The following is a 25,671-nucleotide window of genomic DNA, read 5'->3' as shown; positions in this document are numbered from 1 at the left end:
CTACGGGGCGCCGACGGGCGCCGCGAGCACCGGCTGCGGGGCGGGGGCCTGCGCGATGCGCGCCTCGGGCTCCGGCCAGCACCAGGTGAGCACGGACGGCGGGGCGATGTGCCGGGGCACCTGCTCGGCGTAGCGCAGGAGTTCCGCGACGAGCGCGGCGAGCGGGGTGACGGGCAGCACCGTCGGGTACTGCCAGGCGGCGGCGCGGGAGACGGTCGCGTCCACGTACTCCCAGGAGGCGTCACGCGCCGGGTCGAGGCTGTCGCGGTGCAGGGCCGCGTAGGGGAGCAGGGTGATCAGGGCCCGGCGGAGTTCCAGGGTGACGGCCGGTGCCGCCCCGGGGCCCTGCTCCAGCGCCCGTCGCACGGCCTGGCCGACGCGGTCCGGGAGGTACGGGCGGGGGACGGGCGGCGGCTCCGGCAGCGCGGGGCCGCCGCACCGGGCGCACTCCCGGCGGTTCCGGGGCCGCGACGCTCCCGCGAGAGTGCCCGTCACGCCGTCGCGCGCGGCGCGCGCCAGCGATCTCAGACGCGAGAAGACGCCCGAGGTACGACGCGGGGAGTGACCCGGGAAGTGGCGCGCGAGGGAACGACGTTGACGGCGCGATGAGGGCATGGACATGCTGAAGTACCGCCTCGGACCAGTGCAGTTGGGCCTGAACACCGTAACGGTCTTCATGAAATATGGGCAAGTCGCTTTTCAAAAAGGCTCGTTGGCCGTGCGGCGGGTGCCGGGAAAGCGGTACCCTCAGCGTCTCTGGAGGACGTTGTGGCGGGCCGTGCCCTGAGTAACGGCCGTGCCACGGAACAGAGATCGGATGACCGTGCCCCGTACCCAAGCCGACGCCCAGGACTCCCGCTCCCTGCACGAGCGGATCGCCGCCGACCTGCGTGCCGAGATCATGGCCGGAGACCTGGCCCCCGGCGAAAACCTGCCGTCCACGGCCCGGCTCAAGGAGCGGTTCGAGGCGTCCAGCGCCACGATCCAGAAGGCGATGCAGCTCCTCAAGGACGAGCGGCTCGTCATCGGACGCTCGGGCCTGGCCGTCATCGTCCGCGAGCACCGGCAGCGCACCAGCCGCCCCGCCGGCCTTGCCACCCGCCCGGTCCCCGCGCCGCGCCGCCCGCTCGTGAACTCGCGGCGCAGCGAGGGGCAGAGCCGGTTCCTGGAGGTCAGGGAGACGGTGCCGCCCGCCGACATCTCCGCCGCCATGAACATCCAGAACGGCACCGCCGCCCTGCTCCGCCGGCACGTGCTGGAGGTCGACGGCGAGCCGGTCGAACTCGTCAAGTCCTACTACCCGTTGGAGCTCGCCCGGGGGACCGCCATCATGGAGCGCCGCGGCCTCAAGGGCGGCACTCCCGCCCTGCTGGCCGAGCTCGGCCACCCGCCCCGCCTCAGCATCGACCGCGTCTCCGCCCGGGTCCCCACCCAGGAGCAGTACGACGCGCTGCGGCTGCCCACCAGCCTGCCCGTGCTGCGTACCCTCCGCGTCGTCTACAGCGACCACGAGCGCCCGGTGGAGGTCACCGAGCTGGTCAAGGCGGGTCATCTGAGCGAGACGGAATACGAGTTCACGCCCGCTTGACAGCAGGGCGCTCCCGGCCGCCGCTCGCGGCATCATCAAAGGCAACACCCCGCTGCCCGTCCGCCGAGGGAGCCTGACATGACCGGAGCCGATGGTCTGGACATCACGCACTACGGTCCCGGAGCCCTCCCCGTCATCCGGCGGGCCCTGCTCGACATCTACGGCGAGGTCCTCGCCGACCGCCTGGCCGACCCCTTCCACTCGGTCACGCGGTTCGGCGAGCGCCTCGCCGCCCACGCCGCCCTCCCCGGCTGGGAAGTCGTCGTCGGCTACGACCGGGGGCGCGCCGTCGGCTATGTCTACGGCGCCCCGCTCCCGGCCGGAAGCGACTGGTGGTCCCGGCTGTCCCCCGGCCTGTCCGGCGCCGAGACCGCCGAGGACGGCACACGCACCCTCGCCCTGTACGCCCTCTTCGTCCGCCGTGCCTGGCGCGGCACGGGCGCCGTCCGCCGTCTGCACGACGAACTCCTCGGCGGCCGTTCGGAGTCGCGGGTGACGCTCATGGTCGAGGCGGACCGCCCGAGGCTGAGAGAGCTGTACGAGGGCTGGGGCTACGCGCATGTGGGCGATCAGCGGCCGGGGCCGGGGCCGGGCGGTGCGGTGTACGCGACGCTGCTGCGGGCGCGGGAGCGGGCGGCGGCGTCCGGCAGCTGAAGCGGGCGCTCTGCGGGGGCGTGCCGTCGCGTCGGCACCCCGGGTCACCCGTACCGCACCCGCATCCCCTTCACCCCGTTCAGCCAGGCCGAGCGCAGCCGTCGTGGCGAACCCTCCAGGCGGATGCCCGGCATCGTGTCCGCGATCGCGGAGAAGATGAGGTCGATCTCCAGGGTGGCCAGGGACCTGCCCAGGCAGAAGTGGGGGCCTCCGCCGCCGAAACCGAGGTGGGGGTTGGGGTCGCGGGTGATGTCGAAGGTGTCGGGGGAGGCGAAGACCTCGGGGTCGCGGTTGGCGGAGGCGTAGAACAGGCCGACGCGCTGGCCGGCGGCGATCCGGGCACCGCCCAGGACCGTCTCGCGGGTGGCGGTGCGCTGGAAGGAGGTGACCGGGGTGGCCCAGCGGACGATCTCCTCGGCCGTCGTGGCGGGGCGTTCGCGGCAGTAGAGGTCCCACTGGGCGGGGTGGGTGAGGAAGGCGTGCATGCCGTGGGTGATGGCGTTGCGGGTCGTCTCGTTGCCGGCCACCGCCAACAGCAGGACGAAGAACCCGAATTCGTCCTCTCCGAGGTTCCCCGCGTCCTCGGCCGCCACGAGCCGGGTGACGATGTCCTGGGCCGGACACTGCTTGCGGCCGCCGGCCAGCGCCATGGCGTAGCCGATGAGTTCGGCGGCCGCGTTCGCGCCGGCTTCCTGGGTGACGGCCAGTTCCGGGTCGTCGTAGGCCACCATCTTGTTGGACCAGTCGAAGACGCGGGCGCGGTCCCGCTGCGGGATGCCGATGAGTTCGGCGATGGCCTGCAAGGGGAGTTCGCAGGCGATGTCGGTGACGAAGTCGCCGCTGCCGCGGTCGCGGGCCGCCGCGACGATGGTCTCGGCGCGGGCGCGCAGCGCGGCCCGCAGCGAGCGGATCGCCCGCGGGGTGAAGCCGCGCTGGACGATGGCGCGGACCCGGGTGTGCTCCGGCGGGTCCATGTTGAGCATGATGAGCCGCTGGGCGTCGATCTGCTCGCGGGAGATGTGCGGGTTGAAGCGGATGATCGAGGTGTTGCGGTGGGCGGAGAACACCTCGGGGCGGGTCGAGACCTCCTTGACGTCCGCGTGCCGGGTCACCGCCCAGTAGCCGTCGTCGTCGAAACCGGCCACGCCGTGCGGCTGGGCGTTCCACCACACCGGCGCGGTGCGCCGCAGCACCGCGAACTCCGGCAGGGGGATGCCGCGTTGGCACAGGTCCGGGTCGGTGAGGTCGAAACCGTCGGGGAAGGGGAGGGGGAGGGGGAGCGCTGGAGGGGGCATGGCGGGTGCTCCGGGCGTCGGGGGTGCGGTGCGGACACACATCGAGTTGATGCACCGTCAGAAAAGCCGGTCGCTCGTTCGAACGTAGTGAGGGGCCCCGGGGCGGGCAAGGCGGGTGACGCCATCTGTTGTCCGGGCCCAGGGTGCGCGACCCTGGCGTACCGGGGGTAGCAGTCAGCGATGCCAGACGCCAGGAGAGGACGAGCCATGGCCGCGGAACCCGTCATCGTCGAAGCCGTACGGACCCCCATCGGCAGGCGCGCCGGCACCCTCGCCGGTCTCCACCCCGCGTATCTGCTGGGCGAGACCTACCGCGAGGTGCTCGCCCGCACCGGCATCAAACCGGACTGCGTCGAGCAGATCGTCAGCGGCACGGTCACCCACGCCGGCGAGCAGTCGATGAACCCCGCCCGCACCGCCTGGCTCGCCATGGGACTGCCCTACGAGACCGCCGCGACCACTGTCGACTGCCAGTGCGGCTCCTCGCAGCAGGCCAACCACATCGTCGCCAACATGATCGCCGGCGGGGTCATCGACATCGGCATCGGCTGCGGAGTGGAATCCATGTCCCGGGTCCCGCTCGGCAGCGGCTCCAAACACGGGCCCGGCAAGCCGTTCCCCGACGAGTGGAGCGTCGACCTGCCCAACCAGTTCGAGGCCGCCGAGCGCGTCGCCCGCCGCCGCGGACTGACCCGCCAGGACGTCGACGCGCTCGGACTGCTCTCCCAGCAGCGGGCCGCCCGCGCCTGGGCCGAGGAGCGCTTCAAGCGGGAGACCTTCGCCGTGCAGGTGCCCACGACCGAGGAGGAGCAGTACGCGGGACAGGGCATGTGGCGGCTCGTCGACCGCGACGAAGGGCTGCGCGACACGGACATGGAGGCGCTCGCCGGCCTCAAACCCGTCATGCCGACCGCCGTGCACACCGCCGGCAACTCCTCCCAGATATCCGACGGCGCGTGCGTCCTGCTGTGGTCCTCCAAGCGCATGGCCCGCGCGCTGCGGCTGCGGCCGCGCGCCCGTATCGTCGCGCAGGCGCTCGTCGGCGCCGACCCGCACTTCCACCTCGACGGGCCCGTCGACGCGACCCGGGCCGTCCTCGGCAAGGCCGGCATGACCCTCGACGACATCGACCTCGTCGAGATCAACGAGGCGTTCGCGTCCGTCGTGCTGTCCTGGGCGCGGGTCTTCGACCAGGACCTGGAGAAGGTCAACGTCAACGGCGGAGCCATCGCCCTCGGCCACCCGGTGGGCGCGACCGGCGCCCGGCTGATCACCACCGCGCTGCACGAACTGGAGCGGACGGACAAGGAGTTCGCCCTCATCACGATGTGCGCGGGGGGCGCGCTCGCGACGGGGACGATCATTCAGCGGCTGTAGCGGAGCCGCCCGCCGACGGCGGCGGCGCCTCCTTCCGCCCAGGGCCCTCGAACGCCACCCGCGCCTCGAACGCCGCCCTGCGGGTCGCCCGCCGCAGCGCCGCCAGCACCACCGGCCCGAGCGCGAGCGTCCCGCCCACCGTCACGGCCGCGCGCGGCAGGTCCCAGCCCAGGGAGGTCGCCAGACAGTACGCGACGAACCGGGCCAGGTTGTCCGGCAGCGGGTCACCGGGGACGAACGACACCCCGGTGGCCAGCGTGCCGATGTACGGCCAGCCCTGCAGATTCATCACCGTCCCGTACAGCAGCGAGGCCACGGCCCCGTACCCGGCCAGCATCAGCACCTCCCGGCGCCCCCGCAGCCGGTCCGCGCCCGGCAGCAGCCCCGCGCCCAGCGACACCCAGCCCATCGCGAGCATCTGGAACGGCATCCACGGCCCCACCCCGCCCGTCAGCAGCGCGGACGCGAACATCGCCAACGAGCCGAGCACGAAGCCGAATCCGGGGCCCAGCACCCGGCCCGAGAGCACCATCAGGAAGAACATCGGCTCGATACCGGCCGTGCCCGCCCCCAGCGGCCGCAGCGCCGCGCCCGCCGCCGCCAGGACACCCAGCATCGCGATCGCCTTCGCGTCCAGACCGCTGTCCGCGATCGTCGCCACGACGACCGCCAGCAGCAGCGGCAGCAGCGCCGCGAACAGCCAGGGGGCGTCCTGCGCGTGCGCCGTCCCCGCCCCCGGCCCGGCCAGCAGCGGCCAGCCGAAGGCGGCGACACCGACCGCCGAGACCAGCACCAGCGCGGCGACCGAACGCGGACCGAGCCGGACGGCACGGGCCTGCCCTTCGGTACGGAGCGTGTCCGCGGTGCTCATGACGTTCCCTCCAGTGCCGCCCGTACCTGCGGCACCGTCAGCCACGGCAGGGGGGCCAGCACCTTGGCGACCTGCGGGGCGAAGGCCGGGGAGGAGACGACGACCTCGGCCGTCGGACCGTCCGCGACGAGCTCGCCGCCCGCGATGACCAGGACCCGGTGGGCGAGTTCGGCGGCCAGCTCCACGTCGTGGGTGGCCAGGACGATCGCGTGCCCGTCGGCGGCCAGGCCGCGCAGGATCTCGACCAGACGCGCCTTCGCGGCGTAGTCCAGACCACGGGTCGGCTCGTCGAGGAGGACGAGCGGCGGTCGCGCCGTGAGCACCACGGCGAGCGCGAGCGCCAGACGCTGCCCCTCGGACAGGTCACGGGGGTGCGTCGAGTCCCCCACGTCCGGGAGGAGTTCGCGCACCAGGGCACGGCAGGTGCCCGGGGCTGCGTCCGCGTCGTGGTCGGCGGCCTCGCACTCGGCGGCGACCGTGTCCGCGTAGAGCAGGTCGCGGGGATCCTGGGGGACGAGACCGACGTGCCGCAGGAGCCGGGCGGGGGCCGTGGTGTGCGGGGTGACGCCGCCGACGCGGACCTCGCCCGCGGTGGGGCGGTGCATACCGACGAGGGTGCGCAGGAGCGTGGACTTGCCGGCGCCGTTACGGCCCATGAGGGCGGTGGTCTCGCCGGGGCGCAGGGTGAGGGTGAGATCGCGGAGGGCGGTGACGGGGCCGTGGCGGAGGGTGAGGCGGGTGACGTATGCGGGGGCGGTGGCGGCTGCGGGCGCGTCGGGACCTTCCCCTGCCCGGCCCGTTCCGGGACCGGGGCTCCGCCCCGGCCCCCGCTCCTCGAACTCCCCCAGCCGCTCCCTCAACGGGCCCGCCGCGCGGCGGGCGTCGCGGACCGACAGCGGCAGCGGGGACCACCCCGCGAGCCGGCCCAGGTCCACGACCGGCGGGCGGACCGGGGAGACCGCCATGATCTCCGCCGGGGTGCCCGCCACCGGGGGCTCGCCGGGCCCCGGGACCAGCACGACCCGGTCCGCGTACTGCACGACCCGCTCCAGCCGGTGCTCGGCCATCAGTACCGTCGTACCCAGGTCGTGCACGAGCCGCTGCAGGACCGCCAGCACCTCCTCGGCGGCCCCCGGGTCGAGCGCGGACGTCGGCTCGTCCAGGACCAGCACCTTCGGGTGCGTGGTGAGCACCGAGCCGATCGCGACGCGCTGCTGCTGCCCGCCCGAGAGCGTGGCGATGGGCCGGTCGCGCAGGGCGGCGAGCCCGAGCAGGTCCAGGGTCTCCTCGACGCGGCGCCGCATCGTGGCGGGCGCCAGGCCCAACGACTCCATGCCGTAGGCGAGTTCGTCCTCGACCGTGTCGGTGACGAAGTGGGCGCGCGGGTCCTGGCCCACGGTGCCGACGACGTCGGCGAGTTCGCGCGGCCTGTGCGTACGGGTGTCGCGTCCCGCGACGGTGACGCGCCCGTACAGGGTGCCGCCGGTGAAGTGCGGCACGAGCCCGCTGACGGCCCCGAGCAGGGTCGACTTGCCGACCCCGGACGCCCCGACGAGCAGACACAACTCGCCCTCGGGCACGGCGAGATCCACCCCGCGCAGCACGGGCGCGTCCGCGCCGTCGTAAACGACGGAGACACCCTCGAAACGGATCACTGGGGGGCCTCCTCGGGGCACGGGGCGGGGGGTTGCGGGCGGGTGTCGGGACGGGCGGCGCGGGTTTCCGGGGCGCGGGGACTGGGCGGTGCGGTGGTGTTGTGGGCGTGCGGCTCGCCCGGCGCGGGCGCGGGTATGTCGTCGACCGGAGGGCGGGCGCGCGGCGGGGGAGCGGCGTCGGGTGGGGCCGGGGAGGCCGGCTCGGCCGTCGGCCGGACGCGGGCCCTGGGGAGGTGACCGGGTGGTGCGGTGGTCCGCTCTCGTGGTGCGGGCATGGGCGCGTCGCCGGCCGACGGGCGGGTACGCGGCGCCGGGCCGTCGTCCGGGGCCGGGGAGGCCGGAGCGGCCCCCGGCCGGACGCGGCCCTGGCCGTCGGCTGCCGCGTGCGGGTACGGCACGAAGGCGCCCTCTGGCGTGCGGTGCATGCGGTACGGGCGGGGATCGGGTTGCCCGGGCGGAGGTGTCCCGGACCCGTCGGCTGCCGTACCGGCCCTCGCTCCGGGCACCGTGTCCGTGCCGTCGTCGGCGGCGGCAGGCGTGGCCGGTTTCGGGGCCACTGCCGCCGGCAGCAGCCCCAGCAGTACCGATGCCGCGGGCCACAGCGGGAGTTCGGGGGAGGTCAGCGGGACCGCCGGTGGGTGCAGGGACGTCGGTGCGTACGTGCTCGCCCATACCGTCAGGGCCGCCACCGCGACGCCCGAGCCCGACACCAGCCAGGCCCGTACGCCCCAGCGGTCCGGGCGGTAGCGGGTGCGGGCCGAGCGGCGGCCGCCCAGCCACAGGCCCGCGAGCGCCGCCGCGAGCCCGGCGGCCAGTACGGGCATCCCGTATCCGCCGTCCGCGTCCTGCTCGGTGAGCAGCCCGAACGTGCCCACGCACACACCCAGCAGCCCGCCGAGCGTGAGCACGGCCGTCACGTGCCGGACGGCGCGCGGGACGGGGCGCGTACGCCCGTACCCGCGCGCGTCCATCGCCGCCGCCAGCGCCACGGAACGCTCCAGCGCGCCCTCCAGCACCGGCAACCCCACCTGGAGCAGGGCCACCGGTCCCCGGTCGCGGCGGCCGCGCAGCCGGCGGGCGGCCCGCAGCCGTCGCACGTCCGCGACCAGGTTCGGGGCGAAGGTCATCGCGACGACGACGGCCACCCCCGCCTCGTACAGCGCGCCCGGCAGGGACTTCAGCAGCCGCGCCGGGCTGGCGAGCGCGTTCGCCGCGCCCACGCACACCAGCAGCGCGGCCAGCTTCAGCCCGTCGTACAGCGCGAAGACCAGCCCCTCGGCCGTGACCCGGCCGCCCACGCGCACGCCCCGCGCCCAGTCGGGCAGCGGGAGTTCGGGCAGGGTCACCAGCACATGGGTGCCGGGGATCGGCGAGCCGAGGACGACCGCGAAGGCCAGCCGGATACCGAGCACGGCGAGCCCGAGCCGCAGGAACGCCCCGTACGAGCGGGCCCACGGCGCCTGGGTGCGGCGCGCGGCCACCACGTACCCGGCGACGCCGACGAGCAGCGCCAGCAGCAGCGGGTTCGTGGTGCGCGAGGCGGCCGCGGCCAGGCCGAGGGCCCATACCCACCAGGCGCCCGCGTGCAGCGCGCCCGCCCGGTCGGCGACCGGTGCCGCGACCGCGCGGCCCAGCCGGGTGCCGGCGCGCCCGCTCATCCGCGCCGGCGCCGGGCCTGCCAGACGGCGGCGGCGCCGAGGACCACGACGGCGGCGACGCCGGCGAGGAGCCCGGCGGACGGCCCGCCGTCGTCCTCGCCGCTGCCGCCGGAGGCGGCCGAACTCCGCGCCGGGCGCGGGTTCTTGTCGCCGACCTGCTCGCCGCAGCCCGCTTTCGGGTAGCCGGAGATCGCGCACAGCAGCGCGGAGGAGTCGTAGCGCAGCGGCTGCGCGACGGCGGCGAGCGCCTCACCGGCGCTCGCGTCCTTCGCGACCTGCGCGCACGCGCTGCGGGCGGCGGGCGGCGTCTCCCCGCCGGGCGCGTCCTCGGGGGTGCCGAAGTCCACGACGACCGCGACCCGCTTGCTGCCCTCCTTCGCCGGCGTACCGTCGCAGACCGCCCCGAAGTCGGCGGCACCCCGCGGCTTCGCGGCCTCGGCGGAGTCCTGGCTCACGGCGAACCGGAACCCGACGCTCTGCCCGTCCCCGGGCCGCGCGGTGGCCGGCCCCTGCGTCGCGTACGTCCACGCGCCGCCGGAACCGGCTTCCCAGAACGACCAGTAGCGGTAGCCGGCGGCGTGCGCGGGGGACTGGCCGAGCACGGCGAACAGGACGGCGAGGACCAGGGCGGCGAGGGCGCGCGGGCCGCGGCGTGCGGCGAGCGGACGCGCGACGCGCGGGCTCCGGGCCGTCCGGCCGGGCAGGGGCCACCGCGCGGAGCGTTCCGCCGCCTGTCCGGAGGCGGTCACCGACAGGTGCCGCTGCCGAGACGCCGGCCGGCGGGACCGGCCGAGGCCGGCTCCCCGTATCCCCCTGGTCACTGCTTCTTCTTCCGGCCGCTGAGCAGGAAGCCGACCCCGACGCTGGCCACGAAGAAGACCGCGACCACCCACCAGGCCCCGAACGTGCCGCCCTTGTCCTCCTTCTTCTCCTTCTCCGGCTTCGCCGACGGCGAGGAGGAGCCCTCGGAGGCCGGCTTCGGGCCGGTCGCGTTCAGCTGCGCGACGAGGTCCGTACCCGCGAAGTCACGCGGATCCCCGCCGGCCGCGCGCGTGGCGAGGACGAGCTTGGCCAGCTTGCCCGGGTCGCCCTTGGCCCAGTCGGCCGTGCCGCTGTCCTTGGACCGCAGCCAGTCCAGCGGCTTCGCGGCCGCCGCGCGGTGCCCGCCGGCGGCCAGGGCGAGGACGGTGTCGGCGGTCATGCCCTGGTCCGGCTTGGCGGGGGCGCCGGGCATGGCCGACATCAGGTGGCCGCCGTTCGCCTCCAGCGTCCGGGACAGATAGCCGCTCGCGGCCTGCGCGGCGGCGTCCGCGCCGGCCGGCTTCGCCGACGCGTCGCCGGCGCAGTCGAGCGGCTTGACCGGCTGGTCGGCGTCCTGCTTCACGGGGTCGACGGCGTACCCCTTGCCGCGCGCCGCGAGCCCGGCGGCGGCGCTGGCGAGCCCGTCGGCGCGCAGCCCGCCGTCCTTGTCGCGCTGGTAGGAGAACGCCCCGCGCTCGTCCTCCTTCGCCTCGCAGCCGAGTTGGAAGGACAGCAGCGCCGCGACGGGGTCCTTGCCGTTCTTCACGGCCGCCTTCGCCGGGTCCTGCCCGGTGGCGGCGAACGCGCCGATCGCCGCCGAGGTGGAGTTCGCGTCGGTGGGGCTGCCGGCCTGGTAGCCCCAGCCGCCGTCGTCGTTCTGGCGCGCCTTGAGCCAGTCCAGGCCCTTGGTCACGGCCTCGCTGCGGCCGCCGACCGCCGCGAGGGCCTGCACGGCCACGGCCGTCTGGTCGGTGAACTCGTCCTTCTGCGGATCGCAGGCCTTGCCCGTGTCGGCCCGGAAGCCGGGGAAGCCGCCGTCCGCGCACTGCTGTCCCGCGAGCCAGTCCACGGCCTCCTTGGCCGGGGTCACGCCGGAGCCGTGCTGGGCGAGGAAGGCCAGCGACTGCCGGAAGACGCCGTCGAACTTCGGGTCGTTCGTGCCGTAGAGCCCCGGGGCCGCCGGGGACGGGGCGCCGTCGGCGAAGGCGGCGGGGGCCACGGCCGCGGTGAGCACGGCGGCGGTGGCGAGTGCCGTGGCGCCGCGGCGCGCGGTGGCGGCGAAGGAGGGGGCCATGGGGTCTTCGGTGCCTCTCGGTGGGTCCTTGCGGGTACGGGCCTGCGCCGCCGGCTTCCGCCGGGGTGCGAACGCCGCGCACGGACGGCCGCCGCGCGGCAGCGCGCGGTGGCACCGGGCTCGGCTCCGCATACCTCGACGGCGCCGGTGGACCGGCCGGGTGCACCGCCGCTGTCGGCGGTACGGCCGGTCCGCAAGCCTGTCGCCTGGGCCCGGGTGCTCCGGCTCGTACGGGGCAGCGCGCCGCGCAGGGGCGCGCACGGACCGTACTCACGGTTGCGGGTCAGCGCCGGATTTGCACCGGCTTCCCCCGTTCCGAGGCGGGATGAAGTTGTCACGGACACTTTAGCCGCCGCGGGGGAGGGCGGGGCCCGGCCGCGGGGGCCGGTGATCGCGAAGGCGGGCGCGCACCGGGCTGTCGGCGCCATTGCCCGCCCCGCCTCGGGCTGCTATTGCTGCACTGACGGCCCGTCAGAAAAAGCGGCCGGAAGCGACAGCTGGCAGCGACGTCCGGACACCCGGCGGAGGCGAGCGGACATGACGGAATTCACCGAGCACGGACAGCTGTTGATCGGCGGCGTGATGACCGACCCCGCGCCGGACGGGCCCGGTCCCCGCTCCATCGATGTGATCTCCCCGCACACGGAACGCGCCATCGGCCGCGTCCCGCACGCCTCCCGCGCCGACGTGGACCGGGCCGTCACCGCCGCCCGTACGGCCTTCGACTCCGGCGTCTGGGCGGAACTGCCCCCGGCCGAACGCGTCGAGGCCGTCACCCGCCTCCGGGACGGCATCGCCGCGCGCTGCGAGGAGTTCGCCCGGCTGATCTCCGCGCAGAACGGCTCCCCCTACTCCTGGAGCGTGCTCGCGCAGGCACTCGGCGCGGTCATGGTCTGGGACGCCGCGCTGGAGGTCGCGCGCGGCCTCCCCTACGAGGAACGGCGCACCGGAGCGCTCGGCCCCCTGCTGGTGCGACGCGAACCGGTGGGCGTCGTCGCGGCCGTCGTACCGTGGAACGTCCCCCAGTTCACCGCCGCCGCCAAGCTGGCGCCCGCGCTCCTCGCGGGCTGCTCGGTGATCCTCAAACCGGCGCCGGAGACCCCGCTGGACGCCTACCTGCTGGCGGAGACGGCCCTGGAGGCCGGGCTCCCCGAAGGGGTGCTGTCGATCCTGCCCGCCGGGCGGGAGGTCGGCGAATACCTGGTCGGCCACCCGGGAGTCGACAAGGTGTCCTTCACCGGATCGGTCGCGGCGGGTAAACGCGTGATGGAAGTGGCCGCCCGCCAACTGACCAGAGTCACCCTGGAGTTGGGTGGGAAATCGGCGGCCGTCGTCCTGCCGGACGCGGACCTCGACGCGGCCGTCGCCGGGATCGCCCCGAGCGCCTGGCTCAACAACGGCCAGGCCTGCGTGGCCCAGACCCGCGTCCTGGCCCCCCGCGCCCACTACGCCGAACTCGCCGACCGCCTCACGGCCGCCGCCCGCGCCCTCGTCGTCGGCGACCCCCTCGACCCCGCCACCCAACTCGGCCCCCTCGTCGCCGAACGCTTCCGCCGCCGCTCCCTCGACTACATCGACCTGGGCCTGCGCGAAGGCGCGAAACTCCTGACCGGCGGCGGCCGCCCCGCCCACCTCCCCACCGGCTGGTACGTCGAACCCACCCTCTTCGGCGAAGTCACCAACACGATGCGCGTCGCCCGCGAGGAGATCTTCGGCCCGGTGATCTGCCTGCTCCCCTACGACAGCGAGGAAGAGGCGATCGCGATCGCGGACGACTCCGAGTACGGGCTCTCGGGGAGCGTGTGGACACGGGACGTGGAACGGGGGCTGGACGTGGCGCGCAGGGTCCGCACCGGCACCTACTGCGTCAACACCTTCAGCCTGGACATGCTGGGCCCCTTCGGCGGCTGCAAGAACTCAGGCCTGGGGCGGGAGTTCGGGCCGGAGGGCTTCGCGGAGTATCTGGAGCCGAAGACGATCCACTTGCCGGCGGATTCGGCGGATTCGGCGGATTCGGCGGCTTCGTCGGCGGGGGAGTGAGTGCCGTGCCCGCTCGGTGGCGCGTGGAGGTCGACCGCGACGTGTGCGTCGGCTCGGGAATGTGCGCGGCGCTGGCACCGGACTCCTTCGCCCTGGGCCCGGACCGCCGGTCGCGGCCGCTGGAGGAGGAGACGGACCCCAGGGAGGACGTCCTGGAGGCGGCGGAGAACTGCCCGGTGGAGGCGATCTCGGTACGGGTGGCGGGGGCGGGGGTGTTTCCGGCGGGGGACTGACGAGCTTTGCCGGGGCGTGATGTCAGCCGACCCACGTGGTCCGGACAACGTAGATTCGCCGACGGTGATCGAACTTCTGGTACCAGAGAATCAGCCTGTCCGTGCTGACAGAGCGCAGCTTGCGGGGGTTCTGCTCGTCGTAATCGTCACCGGCTTCCAGACGCAGCTCTGCCAGATCGAGGATTCCCCGGATGATCCGGTCGACCTCAGCCCGGCCGTTGGCCGGAAGGCCTCCGAGGACATGCTGTTCGTCGGGGACGAACTCGCAGCTCCATCCGTCGGACTCGGGCCCGCCGTCAGCCAAGGCCGATCTCCTTCTCGGCCGCGTCCAGAATGCGAGCGATCTCGCTCTGGGCCTCCAGGACCTGCTGGTCGCTCGATTCAGGGTCACCGGTTGTCCGCTCGGCGGCCCGGAGCGCCGCTGCACGTGCGGGCTGGCGCTCGATGGCCACGAAGACGGCCCACTTGATCAGGAAAGTGCGCATCCAGCCGATGGATTCGGTCCGCACAGCCTGGTCGAATGCCTCACCGAGTTCTCGGTCGTACTGGGCCAGGTTCAGTGGTCTGATGTGGCGTACCGCCTCACGCAGGGCTTCCCGCGTCATCGCGGGCTGCGGGATGAGCGCGTCCGGGTCCCCGTACGGCTCCACGGGCTGTGTACTCATGCTGGGGCCTCCTGAGCGAAACGCATGTGCAGGCAGGGTAACGGGCGCGGCCCTGGACCTACCTGCTGTCGCCACTCGAACCGGTGGCCTGTTCCGCCGCGGCCGGGCAAGGCAGGGAGGTGTGCTACTGACCCCTGGCGGCAGAATCGCACGGGACGCCGCCCTGCTCGACAATCGGCCCGCGACCCACGCGGAACTGCTCGGAGCCCGTGGCTGCGGCAGGGCATCGCAGTGCTCCGGGAAGCATGTGGGTGCCCGTGCCCGCCGGGGGCACGGGCACCCACACCAAAGGGCTGCTACACCTGGTTCCACGCCTTCTGCCCCGCCGCCGGCGGAACATACGCGAAGAACTTGTTCTCCAGATCCGCCCCCCGGATCACCCCGCCCGTGTGGTACGTCAGCCCCCACTCGTCGATCGCCGACCCGTCCGCGAACATGCACATACTGTGCAGATTCCCGCGGTTGACGTCGTCACCCTCTCTGATCCAGCCCCCCACCTCGTACTTGTGCTGCCCGAACTGCGAAGTCCCGCCCAGCGAGGCGCAGTACACGGCGGCCGGGTTGGCGCCGCCGTGCACCGGCGGCAGGGCCGGCTTGCGGATGTAGGCGAGGCTCGCGAGGGTCGGGGCGTCGGCGGCGAGCGTGTCGGCGGGGATGACGATCTGGGAGCCGTCCGCCGCCCGGAAGTGACAGAGCTCGCGCACCGTGCCCAGCGGGGTGAGCGTGGCCTGGTTGTCGTAGTACGCGCGGTAGGCGGCGGGCGTACCGCCCTGCCGCTGGCACCACCCGGCGGGCGACTCCGTCTTGCCGGCCGGCCGGGCACTGGCCTGCGTCGTGGCCGTCGTGGCCAGGAGCGCGGCTCCGGCGGCGAGAACCAGGGCGGTTGTTGTGACTCGTGCTCGCATTGCGTCCTCCCGAGCTGTGAGTTCGGTAATGGAACGGCGGACAGCTTGGGGGAGGGGGTGAGGCGGCGTCAACGGGTGCGAGCGGCAATCGGACGATGGGATTCTGCTCTGCAAGCGGCTTGACGGGAGTGTCACCGGCCGGCGGAACTACGCGGAACCGCCCTGCCCCGGATACACCACCGTCACCTTCACCGGTGTCCCGGCGCGGAACGTGAGGGCTTTGCCGCTCCTGATCGTCTCGCTGCGCCCGCCGCCCTCGATCCGGGCCTCCACCCCGGCCGGCGAGCCGTCGTTCTTGCAGGGGAAGAGGAAGACGTACCTGATGTCGTTCCCGACCTTCTCGGGAGCGATGTCGAAGGTCTGGTACTGGGTGAGCGGGTTGTACAGCCTGAGCAGCCCTCCCTGGCCGCCGGCCTCCGGAAGGACGCCTGTGAAGACGGCGGTGCCGCCCGATTTCATGCCGTGCTTGTACCGGTCCGGATGGTTCTCCTGCTGCTGGAATCTGCTGGCCGCCCGGCCGTTGACCGACCAGGTGATCTCCCGCGTCGAGCTCTCCGCGTTCGACAACAGCACCTGGGTCTCGTCCGCTGATTCGACCGACACCTCGATGGCGACCCTGCGTCCCTCACCCGCCGCCTCCTTCTCGGCCAGGTATCTCTCGGTGTGCACGGCGTACACCTCGGCGAATTCGACGTTCCCGTGGTCCACGCACTCCTCCGCGAGGATGGCGGGGGTGATGGACTTCAGGATCTCGTCCACGTCCGCGAGGTCGCTGGGCGAGACACCCGAGCCGTCCTCGTCCTCCCGGATCTTCCGCGAGAAGTACTGCTTGATCGGCTCCAGGTTCTCGTCGGCCCAGACCCGGGCCGTCGAGTACCTCAGCGCGTCGTTGATGTTCTTGACGTCCTCCTCGTCGATCTCCGCGCCCTTCTGCCTGCGGGCCGACAGGATGTGGCCGTAGAGGCGGGTGTTCCTCGGTACCTTCCAGAGGGACTTCTGCCACTCCGGGCGTTCCTCCGCATAGCGGTAGTTGGGTATGGCGTCGTACGCGTCACGCGCCGCCCGCGCCCGGCCGAGATCGGGCATGAGCCAGTCCTGGACCGAGCGCTGGGCACGGGACCACTTCTCGTCCAGCCAGGAGGTGAGGGGTGCGAACACCTGCCGCAACTCCGGGAAGATCTCGAAGAGTTTCTCCGCGATGAGGATGGCACCGCCCGCCGCCTTGGCCCCGGTGCGCACCGACTTCGACGCGGGGCGCCGGTTGGCGGCGACGCTGCGCTGCCACACGGCGTACTTGTGCTTGATCCGGCTCCCCAGGCTCTTCGCCTGCGACTGCACCCGCGCCGGCTCGGCGTCGACGATCGCCTCGGGCGGGATGTAGTACATGGCGGCGACCTCCATGTTCCGCTGCACGGCACCGTCCATCGGGCGCCCGGTCAGCCCGCTCGACCCGTAGATGTTGAAGGTCGTGCCGAGCTTGTTCTTGTCGATCTTGTAGACCCAGCCGTTGGGGCCGGCGTACTTCCGGGCTGTCTCCTTGTCCCAGCTGGTCGAGATGTACGCCGAGTTGCGCATGTCGCCGCTCAGGTGGGGGCGTTCGGCCACGTCGAACCCGTTGGAGGAGAAGCCGTTGACCAGGATGCCGCTCTTGGGGGCGCGGGTGTCGCCCCGATAGAGGAACCGCTGCCCTTCCGGCCCGACGAGATCCGTTCCGGGGACGTAGCGCATGACACCGCCGGCGGCGGCCTTGGTGCCCGGCGCAGGCTTGCCGAACGGGTGGGCGTTCGCGTGCGGGGTGACGTTCGGGTCGAAGCCCTTCTGCGCCGTCCCCGGAATCTTCACGTTCGGCTGCGCGGGCCCGGCCACGGGCGCGCCGCGCCCGGTCGCCGGCCGTGACAGCGGGGTCGCGCTCTTGATGTGGTCCGGGGGAATCCGGCCTGTGGCCACCCATTCCCCTTGGGCCTGGGCATGGTCCACGAGACTGGTGTCCACGCCGCCCTTCGCCTGGAGGCTGCTGCGCAGGTTGTAGAAGCTGCGGTTGGGCACGATCTCGTACAGGTACACGGTCGGTCGGCCCGCCAGCAGCTGCTCGCTGAACCTGATCGCGAAGGCGCGATTGGAGGTCGTCGAGACGAAACCGCTGGATCTCGCCTGGCTCGCGTTGCCGATGGTGGTGGCGCCGCGGGCGTGCTTCTCCAGGTCCAGGTCCTTGCCGTAGGAGGAGAAACCGTCACGGAAGACCTCCGCCGGGGGCCGGGTGTCCACGCGGTACAGCACCGTCGGCGGCTTCTGCCCGGCCGGCGCGTCCGTGCGCGGCAGGGCGGGATCCCGCTTGACGGGCCGCTTCACGATGTCCGCACGGGGCTTCTTCCTGGACTCCGTGTGCTCCTCGACGACCGGGTCCGGCACCCGCAGGTCCTGCTCGCCTGTGTCCCGCTTCTTCCTGCTCTTGCCGTTCTGCCCGCTCTTCTCCTTCGGCGGGTCGGTGAACAGACGCCCGACGACGTTCCGGTAGCCGCCCAGGACCGGCCGGGTGCGCTGCTCCTCCTTGCTGATCTCCTCCGTCCTGCCGACGACGACGCGGGCGACGTTGGACAGGGATTCGGTGCCGCGGTCGTAGTAGCCCGTGTGCACCCTCTTGATGTTCCTCCAGAAGCTGTCCTCCTGGTTCCACTGGGGGTAGCTGGATTTCATGCGGGTGACGCTCTTGGTGGCGTTCTTGGCGTAGTTCTTGTGCGTCGTGTCGATGCTGAACCAGTCGAGTGCACTGATGAGATCAGCGTCATTGGCCGCGGTGTAGAGGTTGGCGTCGAGGTGCTTGGCGCGCAGCCCGCTGCCCGGGCTGCCGAGCAGGGCGAGGTTGTCGATCACGGGCCTGCCCGCAGTGTCGGTACCGGCGCCGGTGGCCGTGTGCCCGGCGACCACACTCCCGTAGCTCAGCCCGCTGATGGTCAGCGAGGGGTAGGCGGGCATGTCCAGGGCCTGGCGGACAGCACTCTTGCGCCAGTGCTCACGCCAGATGTCCAGATCGGACCGCAGGAGTTCGGCGCCCGCACTGGCCGGCTGCTCCCAGGCGGCCTCCGCGAACCCCTGCGGGGCCTTGTAACCGGTCCAGGCCACGACCGCGACGCGGGCCCCGGGCCGGGTCCGCAGACACTGCTTGTACAAGTCACGTGCCTGACCGGTCAGTTCGCCGAGCGACTCCAGCGAACTGCCCATGCCGGGAACGAGTACCGCGACGTACTCGGCCGTCTCCAACGGTCCCACGGCCACGGCCGCACGCCCGCGCCCCTCCTCGAACCCCGGCTCGTAGACCAGCAGCGAGCAGTCCTTGCGGCCCGCCAACGCCGCCTCCGTCACCAGGGCGGCGTTGCTCCGCGGCGTGCCGGTTTCCGACTCCAGGTCCTTCATGCACCGCAGGTAGTTCCGGTCGGAGTCGCCCTTGAACCGGTCCTCCAGGGAGACCGAGGCAGGGACGGTGGGGTCCAGCTCCAGCTTCTCGCGCTCACGGCTGACGATGTCCTCGTCGAGCTCCGCCACGAGCAGGTTCGCCGCGTGCACCAGCGCCGGGACCAGGGGGAGGCGCATGTCCGTCCGCTCCGACCACTTGTCCAGCGCGCGGCGGGCCGCGGCGTCGGCGCGCTCGGCGTACTCCTGGTTCTGGCGCAGCTCCTGCGGGTCGAGGGTGAGCTTCACCTTCTGGTTCCAGAAGTCCATGTCCGACAAGTATGTGTCCTTGCCGTCACCGGTCCGCCGGGGCCCGGCCTGAACTCGTCTCGTGCTGCTGCCGGGCTGGTTCTGCGACTGCGGCGCAGGAACGTACTTACCGTTGGGCATGTCGTTGTTCACGTCCTGTGGCTCGAACGTCGGGTTCCTCAATCGGCCCCCGCCCACGCGCACCTGGACTCTTGCTGCCAACGGCTCGCGACAACCGGAACGGAGATCACCGGACAACGGTAACGACGGGGCCTGGGCAAGTCCGTGTCCGATCGGGGACATTCACGTGCCAAAGGTCCACACTTCGTGCGGCGGCCCGTGTGGGGGCTCGCGTCGGCCCGGGCGCTTCGGGGGCGGTACCCCTACGGGCGCCCTCGGGCGCCGGCCCCGGTGCCAGGAACCCGAGCGGCGGAGCCGAGCTCACGCCCGTGGAATTCCGGCGTACGGTAAGGCCGAGAACACCCCACTCCTCCGGCAGGGCAGGCGGGACATGGAGACGACGCTCGGGGACCGGATCGGCGAGCTGCGCGTACGGCGCGGGCTGACTCAGGAAAGGCTCGCCGAGAAGGCGCGGCTGTGCGTGGACACGATCCGGAAGCTGGAGCAGAACCAGCGCCTCACCGCCCGGATGGCCACGCTCAACAGTCTGGCGCGGGCGTTGGACGTCGAGACATCCGTACTGCTCGGTGCGCCCACCGTACTGGGGCCTGCCAACGGCTCGGAACCGGCCAGCATCCTCGCGCTGCGACAGGCGGTCACCCCAGTGTGGGAATTCCCGGGTCTCGGGGAACCCGAGGACGTACCGCCACCGTCCGTGGCGGAGCTGCGCAACAGCATCCGCAGTACGGAGGACGTCCGGCGACGTGGCGAACTCACCAAAATCACCGCACTGTTGCCGACACTCCTGGCTGATGCCCGCGCCGCCGTTCACACGTATTCAGGCACTGACCGCGCCGCCGCTTGCGCCGTACTCGCCGAGGCGTACCAGGTCGCCGCGACCACACTGACCGCTTTCGGGAAGGAGGACGCCGCCTTCACCGCGCTCGAACGGTCCATGAAAGCCGCCGAGCAGTCCGACGACCCGAACTTGCAGACCATCGGCGTCTCGACCCTGTCGTGGATCTTCGCCAAACAGGGCCGGCTGGCGGACGCGGAACAGGTCGCCGTACGCATGGCGGAGCGCATCGAACCGGGATTCCGGTCGGCCCCGATCGAGCTGTCCCTGTGGGGAATTCTGCTGTTGCGCGGCACCACCGCTGCCGTCCGCGCCCAACGCGACGACGTAGCGGAGGACTTGCTCGCGATGGCGACGGCAGCCGCCGCCCGGATCGGGATCGACCGCCTGGACTACGCGACACCCTTCGGCCCGACGAACGCCGGTGTCGCGGCGGTCAACGCCTACGTGGACATGGGCAAGCCCGACAAGGCCCTCCAGCACGCCCAGCGCATCCCCGGCCTCGGCCACCTGCCCCCGACATGGCTCGCCCGCCACCACCTCGACCGCGCGCTCGCCCACGCGGAGATGCGCCGCGACGCCGCCGCGACGCGGGCCCTGCTCACCGCCGAGCAGACCGCCCCGGAGTGGATGCGCTACCACTCCACCTCCCGCCACCTGGTCGCCGAACTACGCGGCCGCGAGCTGCGCCGCAGCTCCCCGATCCGCGACCTGGCGGTCCGCCTGGAGATCGAGGACGACTGACCAGGACGCGCTGTCCTACCCCGTACGGGCACTGGGACGCCCCGCCCCTGGGCCCGCCCCGCACCGGGCCTCATCGTGTCCCCGGAACGACCGAAGCCTTCGGGCGAGAGATCGACAAGGGGCACTGCCGATGAGGGAACCCAGAGGAACGCTCGTGCTGGACTCGCAGACCGGAAAGGTCGGTGAGGTCATGGACCACCAAGGCCCACGGCTCCAGCTGCGCCCACCCGGCGGCGGACGGGAATGGGAGGCCGATCCCGGTGCGGTACGCCCGCTGACCGACGCGGAGCAGCTGAGCATCAAGGTTTCGGTGGCCAATTCGCGGGCCCGGTGGGGGAAATGAGCGTGCGCACCGTAGTGCGTGCGGTCTGAGACTCGTCCTTCGTGCTGCCTGCCGCGGTTCCTGCCGACTGCGGCAGGCAGCGACAGCCTTGTGGGCCGTGAGCCGTGGGCACCACCATGGCTGACGACGGGGTGGGGACGACGGGAGCGAGCTGCGGTGGATGCTGTCCGGGACGGCGACAAGGTCCGGGTCAAGGCGAGCGGTTCAGGATGGGTCGACGGCGCTGAAGGCGTGGTCGCCGGGACCTGGGAAGGCCGTGTCCGCGTGAAGATCACCGAGTACGCGCCACCGGGCGTGAGCGCGGTCCTCCTGGAGGAGGACGCTGTGTACGAGCGGATCGGGGTGACCGCGCTCATGCCTCTGTGCTCGTCGTGCGAGGGGAGCGGAAAGATCGAGTGGGAGGACGAGGACGGGTGGCAGCACGAGGCGCCGTGCGCCACGTGCGACGGCGAGGGGGAAGCGAACTCCTGATCGCCAGTGGGTCAGTGGCCCCCGGAGGGGACGTCGCAGCCGGAGTGGTCGGGATAGCCGCCAAAGGCTTCCGCCTGGACGGAGATATCGTTCAGCGTGCCTTCCAGGCACAGTGAAGGGTTTTCGCTGTCGATGAGGAAGCCGACACCGTCCGGGCCGCTCTGGTGCGTCCGCACCTTCCCGGCGGGGTAGCCGAGGCCGGTGAGCGTACTGCGGGTGCTTTCCGGCGCGAAGTCGCCGCGCCTGCGCAGTGGTTCGAGCACTTCCTTGACACGTGCGACGGCCGCGAGTCCGTCGCAGCGGCTCTGCCCGTGAAGAGAGAAGGGAACCCTGAAGCCGTGGTTCTCGGCGTAGTGGTCGGTGGGCGGCTCGGCCGCGTCCTGCGTGTGCGCGGTCGTCGGCGGCGGAGTCGGCGTGGGGCTCTCGCCGGGACACGGGAAGTCCACGGGAGTGCTGGGCGTCGATATGCCGCTCGGTGTGGGATGTGAACGGTGGTACGCGTCGGCGGTGTCCCCCGGCCGCTGCGTTCCGCACCCTGCCGCCAGTACGGCCAGCGCTGCCATCGGAAGTATCCCGAGCCGGGCCTTGGACGTCCTGATCATCACCATGTTCCGATCCTCTCCCACGTCTCGGCAGGTGTCATGAGTTCCTGCTGGGGGAGAGGCGGGCGTTTTCCGTGCCTACCGGTCGATGAGCCGGCTGTCGAAACCGGCACGCAAGAGACGCTCGTACGCTTCGTGTACGTCACCCGGTACTTCCTGCTCGATGGCGAATCCGAGCGTCGGGTACTCGATCACCGAATTCCTCCGAGGAGGCCCCGGCGTTCACGCCGGGGAGGAATCGGACTCCTGCGGAGCAGGGCAGCGGTTGCGGTTTCGCCGCCGGCGCGATACGGCGTCCGCCGTCCTAGCAGGTGAGGGACACCAAAAAGATCGATCAGGACTCAACTGTCCGTCTTCCCCGGTAGGTTGGTGTGCATGGCTGCGGGAGCGAAGGCGGAGGATGCCGGGCACGTCCGGTACACCTACCGTCTTCGCCTGTCCGCTTCGGCGCGCCGTGATCTTGAGGGTGAGTGGGGCCGCTGCCGCTGGCTGTGGAACGAATGCGTCGCGAAGTCCAGGCAGGTGCACGCACGGGGCGAGGCTACCGGCGAGAAGCTGACGTGCGGTCCGGCGCAGCTCGACAGGATGCTGACCGGGGCGCGCAGGAGCATCCCGTGGCTTGCGGAGGGCTCCAGTGTTCCCCAGCAGCAGGTGATACGGGACTTCGCGAAGTCGCGGACGAAGGCGCTCAAAGACATCAAGAACCGCTTGCCGGTACAGCAGCGGGCCGGGATGCCCCGCTGGAAGAAGAGACGCGGCTCGCTCCCGTCGCTGAACTACACCACACGCGGGTTCCGGCTGAAGGACGGCCGTCTGCATCTGGCGGGCGGGATCGTCGTACGTCCGGTGTGGTCGCGCCAGCTGCCCAAGCCGCCCTCGTCGGTGCGTGTGTACCGGGACAGCGTGGGGCACTGGTGGGCGTCGTTCGTCGTCCCTGCCGTGACCGAAACCCTGCCGGAAACAGGCCGTGTGATCGGCATCGACTGGGGCGTACGCGAGATCGCGACCACTACCAGCGACGGCCACGACCTTCCCCACCCGCAGCACGGCAAGTCCGCCGCGCAGAAGCTCGCCCGCTATCAGCGGATGATGGCGCGCAGGAGGCCGAAGAAGGGACAGGCCGCTTCGAAGGGCTACCGGCAGGCGAAGCGGCAGGCGGCGAAGCTGCACCGGAAGGTGGCAGCCCAGCGGCAGGACACCGCCCGCAAGTGGGCCAGGAAGGTCGTCCGCGACCACGACGCCCTTGCGGTGGAGGACTTCAGGCCGAAGTTCCTCGCCAGGACCACCATGGCCCGCAAGGCCGTCGACGCCGCGATCGGCGCCACCAAGAAGGCCCTGATCGAGACAGCCAGGAAACACGGACGGACCGTGCACCTGGTACACCCCGCGCACACCACGATGGACTGTGCGCAGTGCGGAGCGAGAACCAAGCACGCACTCCCCCTCTCCGAACGAACGTATACCTGCACCGCGTGCGGAACCGTGTCCCCCCGGGACAAGAACTCCGCCCGCGTCATGCTGGTCCGGGCTGGTCTCTGTCCCGGCTAGTGCTGATCGTGCAAGACCTGCACCCCCGCCGGGGGTCAGGCGACGTGAGCTAGGAATCCCCCTCGTTTACGAGGGGGAGGAGTCAACACGCGGGAAACGGGCCGCGGTGGTCGGACTGTTGCCGCCGCTGAAGACGACCACGGGGAAGAGACCGGAACGGTACAACTCGGCTGTGGTCGTCGCGACGCCGAGGTCGTGGCTGCCGAGGCCGATGGCTGCGGAGCAGGGGGTCGGTGCGTGATGCATCTGGTGGTACTGCCAGATCACGTGGGCATCGTTCCGCTGCGCATCGGTGATCGTGCGCTGTTCGCGGTCCGGCACAGGGGCTCCCTGTTGTCGTTACTGGTCGAACTCGCCTCTGTGGAGTGCGGAGAGGAAGCCGGACCACGAGGTGGCGGGGAAGGCCAGAATCGGGTGGTGGGGGGTCTTGCTGTCGCGTATGGGGATCAAGCCCGGTATGCCGTGGGCTATTTCGACGCATTCCCCTCCGTTCCCGCCGCAGTGGCTGGACTTGGCCCACCTGGCGCCCACCTCGACGCACTCGCCCTCATTCCCGCCGCAGTAGCTGGATTTGGTCCAGCGTATGCCGGAAGCGTTGTCAGTGTTCATGGGGACCATTCCTCCCTCACTCGGTGGATCAGTGACAGTGAAGCTTCAGGAGACAGCGCGTCGGCCCTGAGCCGGTCGTAGGTGGCTTCCGCGTTGGCCACTGTCGACGGGGAGTCGATCACCTGGCCCGAGACCGGGTTCTCCACGTAGAGCACTCCCGGTTCGTCCGCGCCGAATCGCAGGACGACGAACGACATGTGTGAGGCAGGCGCTCCCGACGAGAAAGGGAGCACCTGCAGGGTGATGTGCGGGGACTCCGCCTCCTGAATCAGGTGACCCAGCTGCTCGTGCATGACAGCCGGGCCGCCGACCAGTTGCCGAAGACACGCTTCGCCGAGGACAACCCACAACAGTGGCGGGTTCTCGCCCTCCATGACTCGGTGGCGACGGAGACGCCGGGCCACCCTCTCGTCCGTCACTTTCAGCTCGTCGCGTGGACGAGCCTTCCGGAAGACCGCGTGCGCGTACGCCTCCGTCTGCAGCATCCCCATGACGAGGTTCGCGCTGTAGGCGAGAATTTCCGCTGCCCGCTGTTCCAGCCTCACATACGGCTCGAACCAGTCCGGGTACCCCCGCCGCGCCGCCCGCTCCCGCAAGCGCGCAAACGTTCCGGGCGTGCCGAAGACCTGGTCGCAGGTCGCCGCGAATTCGGGGCTCGCGAGGCGTTCGCCCGCCTCGACCTTGGCCACGTACTGCTGCCCGTACATCGCTTTCTCGCCGAGCTCCCGCTGGCTCATCCCGTTGCCCGTGCGCCAGGCCCGTACCTCGACACCGAGATAGCCCGCTCCGTTGTGCGGTGCCGCCTCGTCCGGGTCGTCGGTCATCGCAACCCCCTTTTACGCCAGCCCCGTTGGGGTGGCTCGAACCCTGTTCAGCGTAGGAGCGGAGCGAAACGCTTGGAGCACCGTCAGTAAACATCGCCCGTGTGGGCGAACGAACGCGCGAGGTTGCCGAATGGCCCCTACCCACGAACAAGCCGACGAAGCCACCGTCCCCGTACCGGCGGTGGGTGATCTCGTCCGGGACGGCACGACAGGCCGGGTGGGCGAGATCGTCGACCATCGGCGTTCCCGGTGCCGGCTCCGCCCGTTGGGCGGCGGGATCGAGTGGGACGCGGCAGCGGGGGACATTCGCCCGGCGACCCGCGCGGAGGTGCTCAGCGCGCGGGTGGCGGCGGCCAACGCCGGAAGCCGACAGGGGCGTGTGGGGTGGTGAACGTGTGGGCGGACGGGATTCCGGAGCAGCAGGAGCTGCGGTCGTGCGACGAATGTCGGCGGATCTACGACGGCTACTGCGAGGCCGCACGGCAAGGCGACGGCGAGGCGGGTTGGAAGTGGACGGTCGAACGGTTCCGGCACTACTGGAGGGCGCACGCATGACAGCGCGATGCACCGGGCGACTGGTCAACCACTGTCTCCACGATTCGGGTTGGCGACTCGCCCAAGGCGTCGAGAGGTGCGCGAGCGGATGCGGGACGGAACGCTTCACGGGCTACGAGGCGCTTCTGCTGCCGCATCCGCCGCCGCGCGAGGGGGTGCCGGAACCGGGTTCCACTCTCCCCGTGGCGCCCGTTTCCACGGTGAAGCCGCCGGGGCGGGGCGCGCTCCTCGCGCGGTAGTCGCCCCGGCCGAGCCCGTGCGCGCCTT

At 72.0% G+C, this 25,671-nt stretch carries 24 protein-coding genes, 4 pseudogenes and 1 riboswitch; of the genes and pseudogenes, 12 read left to right on the top strand and 16 right to left on the bottom strand.

Annotated features, from left to right (window positions below):
* The gene (locus tag ACFP1Z_RS07615) at positions 1-495 is read right to left on the bottom strand and encodes a hypothetical protein (RefSeq protein ID WP_390315141.1); all 495 of its coding nucleotides are present in this window, start codon (positions 493-495) and stop codon (positions 1-3) included.
* 322 nt (positions 496-817) lie between these two features.
* On the opposite strand from ACFP1Z_RS07615, the gene ACFP1Z_RS07610 reads away from it, so the two are divergent.
* Complete coding sequence (locus tag ACFP1Z_RS07610; RefSeq protein WP_390315140.1) at positions 818-1,588, top strand: GntR family transcriptional regulator; 771 nt, start codon at positions 818-820, stop codon at positions 1,586-1,588.
* 78 nt (positions 1,589-1,666) lie between these two features.
* Positions 1,667-2,242 (top strand): GNAT family N-acetyltransferase, encoded by a 576-nt coding sequence (locus ACFP1Z_RS07605; RefSeq protein ID WP_390315139.1) that lies wholly within the window; start codon positions 1,667-1,669, stop codon positions 2,240-2,242.
* Between the two features lie 44 nt (positions 2,243-2,286).
* Here the strand turns inward: ACFP1Z_RS07605 and ACFP1Z_RS07600 are convergent, their stop codons facing one another.
* Positions 2,287-3,537, bottom strand: a complete 1,251-nt coding sequence (locus ACFP1Z_RS07600; RefSeq protein WP_390315138.1) for a cytochrome P450 — start codon at positions 3,535-3,537, stop codon at positions 2,287-2,289.
* 207 nt (positions 3,538-3,744) lie between these two features.
* On the opposite strand from ACFP1Z_RS07600, the gene ACFP1Z_RS07595 reads away from it, so the two are divergent.
* A complete protein-coding gene (locus ACFP1Z_RS07595; protein ID WP_390315137.1) occupies positions 3,745-4,914 on the top strand; it encodes a steroid 3-ketoacyl-CoA thiolase in 1,170 nt (389 codons plus the stop codon).
* Here ACFP1Z_RS07595 and ACFP1Z_RS07590 read toward each other — a convergent pair.
* The 5 genes and pseudogenes from ACFP1Z_RS07590 to ACFP1Z_RS07570 form a co-directional block, all read right to left on the bottom strand.
* A complete protein-coding gene (locus ACFP1Z_RS07590; protein WP_390315136.1) occupies positions 4,898-5,785 on the bottom strand; it encodes an ECF transporter S component in 888 nt (295 codons plus the stop codon). The genes ACFP1Z_RS07595 and ACFP1Z_RS07590 overlap by 17 nt on opposite strands.
* Entirely contained in the window at positions 5,782-7,440 is a 1,659-nt protein-coding gene (locus ACFP1Z_RS07585; RefSeq protein WP_390315135.1) for an ABC transporter ATP-binding protein, read from the bottom strand. The genes ACFP1Z_RS07590 and ACFP1Z_RS07585 overlap by 4 nt, the downstream gene beginning before the upstream one ends.
* Positions 7,441-7,982: 542 nt before the next feature.
* Positions 7,983-9,098, bottom strand: a pseudogene (locus ACFP1Z_RS07580) (CbiQ family ECF transporter T component); the annotation flags it as partial.
* The gene (locus ACFP1Z_RS07575; RefSeq protein ID WP_390315524.1) at positions 9,095-9,802 is read right to left on the bottom strand and encodes an SCO2322 family protein; all 708 of its coding nucleotides are present in this window, start codon (positions 9,800-9,802) and stop codon (positions 9,095-9,097) included. The gene ACFP1Z_RS07575 and the pseudogene ACFP1Z_RS07580, both read right to left, overlap by 4 nt.
* 113 nt (positions 9,803-9,915) lie before the next feature.
* Positions 9,916-11,193: a prenyltransferase/squalene oxidase repeat-containing protein gene (locus ACFP1Z_RS07570; RefSeq protein WP_390315134.1), complete on the bottom strand. Its 1,278-nt coding sequence runs from the start codon at positions 11,191-11,193 to the stop codon at positions 9,916-9,918.
* A 214-nt stretch (positions 11,194-11,407) separates the two neighbouring features.
* Positions 11,408-11,504: riboswitch (cobalamin riboswitch) on the bottom strand.
* Between the two features lie 226 nt (positions 11,505-11,730).
* Here ACFP1Z_RS07570 and ACFP1Z_RS07565 point away from each other — a divergent pair.
* Both ACFP1Z_RS07565 and ACFP1Z_RS07560 read left to right on the top strand, forming a co-directional pair.
* Positions 11,731-13,233 (top strand): aldehyde dehydrogenase, encoded by a 1,503-nt coding sequence (locus tag ACFP1Z_RS07565; protein WP_390315133.1) that lies wholly within the window; start codon positions 11,731-11,733, stop codon positions 13,231-13,233.
* A gap of 5 nt (positions 13,234-13,238) precedes the next feature.
* On the top strand, positions 13,239-13,466 hold the full coding sequence (locus tag ACFP1Z_RS07560) for a ferredoxin (RefSeq protein WP_390315132.1): 228 nt from the start codon (positions 13,239-13,241) through the stop codon (positions 13,464-13,466).
* Positions 13,467-13,488: 22 nt separating this feature from the next.
* Here ACFP1Z_RS07560 and ACFP1Z_RS07555 read toward each other — a convergent pair whose 3' ends face one another.
* From ACFP1Z_RS07555 to ACFP1Z_RS07540, 4 genes are all read right to left on the bottom strand, one after another.
* Positions 13,489-13,770: a hypothetical protein gene (locus ACFP1Z_RS07555; protein WP_390315131.1), complete on the bottom strand. Its 282-nt coding sequence runs from the start codon at positions 13,768-13,770 to the stop codon at positions 13,489-13,491.
* Entirely contained in the window at positions 13,763-14,131 is a 369-nt protein-coding gene (locus ACFP1Z_RS07550) for a hypothetical protein (RefSeq protein WP_390315130.1), read from the bottom strand. Before ACFP1Z_RS07550 ends, ACFP1Z_RS07555 begins: the two co-directional genes overlap by 8 nt.
* Before the next feature lie 296 nt (positions 14,132-14,427).
* On the bottom strand, positions 14,428-15,036 hold the full coding sequence (locus tag ACFP1Z_RS07545) for a hypothetical protein (RefSeq protein ID WP_390315129.1): 609 nt from the start codon (positions 15,034-15,036) through the stop codon (positions 14,428-14,430).
* Positions 15,037-15,183: 147 nt separating this feature from the next.
* Positions 15,184-18,753, bottom strand: a complete 3,570-nt coding sequence (locus tag ACFP1Z_RS07540; RefSeq protein ID WP_390315128.1) for an alpha/beta hydrolase — start codon at positions 18,751-18,753, stop codon at positions 15,184-15,186.
* A 490-nt stretch (positions 18,754-19,243) separates the two neighbouring features.
* Here ACFP1Z_RS07540 and ACFP1Z_RS07535 point away from each other — a divergent pair, with 490 nt between their 5' ends.
* The 3 genes from ACFP1Z_RS07535 (at position 19,244) to ACFP1Z_RS07525 (ending at position 21,266) form a co-directional block, all read left to right on the top strand.
* Complete coding sequence (locus ACFP1Z_RS07535; RefSeq protein ID WP_390315127.1) at positions 19,244-20,452, top strand: helix-turn-helix domain-containing protein; 1,209 nt, start codon at positions 19,244-19,246, stop codon at positions 20,450-20,452.
* Between the two features lie 130 nt (positions 20,453-20,582).
* A complete protein-coding gene (locus ACFP1Z_RS07530) occupies positions 20,583-20,795 on the top strand; it encodes a hypothetical protein (protein WP_390315126.1) in 213 nt (70 codons plus the stop codon).
* 156 nt (positions 20,796-20,951) lie between these two features.
* On the top strand, positions 20,952-21,266 hold the full coding sequence (locus tag ACFP1Z_RS07525) for a hypothetical protein (RefSeq protein ID WP_390315125.1): 315 nt from the start codon (positions 20,952-20,954) through the stop codon (positions 21,264-21,266).
* An 11-nt stretch (positions 21,267-21,277) separates the two neighbouring features.
* Here the strand turns inward: ACFP1Z_RS07525 and ACFP1Z_RS07520 are convergent, their stop codons facing one another.
* Positions 21,278-21,874 carry a hypothetical protein gene (locus ACFP1Z_RS07520; RefSeq protein WP_390315124.1) on the bottom strand — a complete coding sequence of 199 codons (597 nt, stop codon included), beginning with the start codon at positions 21,872-21,874 and terminating at the stop codon, positions 21,278-21,280.
* A gap of 72 nt (positions 21,875-21,946) precedes the next feature.
* A pseudogene (locus ACFP1Z_RS07515) lies at positions 21,947-22,063 on the bottom strand (YdcF family protein); the annotation flags it as partial.
* A gap of 180 nt (positions 22,064-22,243) precedes the next feature.
* On the opposite strand from ACFP1Z_RS07515, the pseudogene ACFP1Z_RS07510 reads away from it, so the two are divergent.
* Positions 22,244-23,447 (top strand): annotated as a pseudogene (locus ACFP1Z_RS07510) (RNA-guided endonuclease InsQ/TnpB family protein); the annotation flags it as partial.
* Between the two features lie 56 nt (positions 23,448-23,503).
* Here ACFP1Z_RS07510 and ACFP1Z_RS07505 read toward each other — a convergent pair.
* The 3 genes and pseudogenes from ACFP1Z_RS07505 to ACFP1Z_RS07495 all read right to left on the bottom strand — a co-directional run.
* A pseudogene (locus tag ACFP1Z_RS07505) lies at positions 23,504-23,737 on the bottom strand (YdcF family protein); the annotation flags it as partial.
* A gap of 18 nt (positions 23,738-23,755) precedes the next feature.
* Complete coding sequence (locus ACFP1Z_RS07500) at positions 23,756-24,025, bottom strand: DUF397 domain-containing protein (RefSeq protein ID WP_390315123.1); 270 nt, start codon at positions 24,023-24,025, stop codon at positions 23,756-23,758.
* Entirely contained in the window at positions 24,022-24,849 is an 828-nt protein-coding gene (locus ACFP1Z_RS07495) for a helix-turn-helix domain-containing protein (protein ID WP_390315122.1), read from the bottom strand. Before ACFP1Z_RS07495 ends, ACFP1Z_RS07500 begins: the two co-directional genes overlap by 4 nt.
* A gap of 130 nt (positions 24,850-24,979) precedes the next feature.
* On the opposite strand from ACFP1Z_RS07495, the gene ACFP1Z_RS07490 reads away from it, so the two are divergent.
* From ACFP1Z_RS07490 to ACFP1Z_RS07480, 3 genes are read left to right on the top strand one after another with little or no spacing between them, the layout of a single operon-like run.
* On the top strand, positions 24,980-25,240 hold the full coding sequence (locus tag ACFP1Z_RS07490) for a hypothetical protein (RefSeq protein ID WP_390315121.1): 261 nt from the start codon (positions 24,980-24,982) through the stop codon (positions 25,238-25,240).
* Positions 25,234-25,404: a hypothetical protein gene (locus ACFP1Z_RS07485; RefSeq protein ID WP_390315120.1), complete on the top strand. Its 171-nt coding sequence runs from the start codon at positions 25,234-25,236 to the stop codon at positions 25,402-25,404. The genes ACFP1Z_RS07490 and ACFP1Z_RS07485 overlap by 7 nt, the downstream gene beginning before the upstream one ends.
* Complete coding sequence (locus ACFP1Z_RS07480) at positions 25,401-25,643, top strand: DUF6255 family natural product biosynthesis protein (protein WP_390315119.1); 243 nt, start codon at positions 25,401-25,403, stop codon at positions 25,641-25,643. The genes ACFP1Z_RS07485 and ACFP1Z_RS07480 overlap by 4 nt, the downstream gene beginning before the upstream one ends.
* Positions 25,644-25,671: the final 28 nt, after the last annotated feature.

Source organism: Streptomyces gamaensis (assembly GCF_042656465.1).
GTDB lineage: Bacteria > Actinomycetota > Actinomycetes > Streptomycetales > Streptomycetaceae > Streptomyces > Streptomyces gamaensis.
The sequence above is the reverse complement of the archived record's forward strand: the minus strand, read 5'-3'. Positions and strand labels throughout refer to the sequence as shown.

Coding starts and splice junctions, on each gene's coding strand:
- ACFP1Z_RS07535 (WP_390315127.1), top strand. CDS start 19,244: ATGGAGACGACGCTCGGGGACCGGATCGGCGAGCTGCGCGTACGGCGC.
- ACFP1Z_RS07570 (WP_390315134.1), bottom strand. CDS start 11,193: ATGGCCCCCTCCTTCGCCGCCACCGCGCGCCGCGGCGCCACGGCACTC.
- ACFP1Z_RS07530 (WP_390315126.1), top strand. CDS start 20,583: ATGAGGGAACCCAGAGGAACGCTCGTGCTGGACTCGCAGACCGGAAAG.
- ACFP1Z_RS07490 (WP_390315121.1), top strand. CDS start 24,980: ATGGCCCCTACCCACGAACAAGCCGACGAAGCCACCGTCCCCGTACCG.
- ACFP1Z_RS07550 (WP_390315130.1), bottom strand. CDS start 14,131: ATGAGTACACAGCCCGTGGAGCCGTACGGGGACCCGGACGCGCTCATC.
- ACFP1Z_RS07610 (WP_390315140.1), top strand. CDS start 818: ATGACCGTGCCCCGTACCCAAGCCGACGCCCAGGACTCCCGCTCCCTG.
- ACFP1Z_RS07540 (WP_390315128.1), bottom strand. CDS start 18,753: ATGGACTTCTGGAACCAGAAGGTGAAGCTCACCCTCGACCCGCAGGAG.
- ACFP1Z_RS07495 (WP_390315122.1), bottom strand. CDS start 24,849: ATGACCGACGACCCGGACGAGGCGGCACCGCACAACGGAGCGGGCTAT.
- ACFP1Z_RS07600 (WP_390315138.1), bottom strand. CDS start 3,537: ATGCCCCCTCCAGCGCTCCCCCTCCCCCTCCCCTTCCCCGACGGTTTC.
- ACFP1Z_RS07480 (WP_390315119.1), top strand. CDS start 25,401: ATGACAGCGCGATGCACCGGGCGACTGGTCAACCACTGTCTCCACGAT.
- ACFP1Z_RS07520 (WP_390315124.1), bottom strand. CDS start 21,874: ATGGTGATGATCAGGACGTCCAAGGCCCGGCTCGGGATACTTCCGATG.
- ACFP1Z_RS07595 (WP_390315137.1), top strand. CDS start 3,745: ATGGCCGCGGAACCCGTCATCGTCGAAGCCGTACGGACCCCCATCGGC.
- ACFP1Z_RS07545 (WP_390315129.1), bottom strand. CDS start 15,036: ATGCGAGCACGAGTCACAACAACCGCCCTGGTTCTCGCCGCCGGAGCC.
- ACFP1Z_RS07500 (WP_390315123.1), bottom strand. CDS start 24,025: ATGAACACTGACAACGCTTCCGGCATACGCTGGACCAAATCCAGCTAC.
- ACFP1Z_RS07605 (WP_390315139.1), top strand. CDS start 1,667: ATGACCGGAGCCGATGGTCTGGACATCACGCACTACGGTCCCGGAGCC.
- ACFP1Z_RS07590 (WP_390315136.1), bottom strand. CDS start 5,785: ATGAGCACCGCGGACACGCTCCGTACCGAAGGGCAGGCCCGTGCCGTC.
- ACFP1Z_RS07565 (WP_390315133.1), top strand. CDS start 11,731: ATGACGGAATTCACCGAGCACGGACAGCTGTTGATCGGCGGCGTGATG.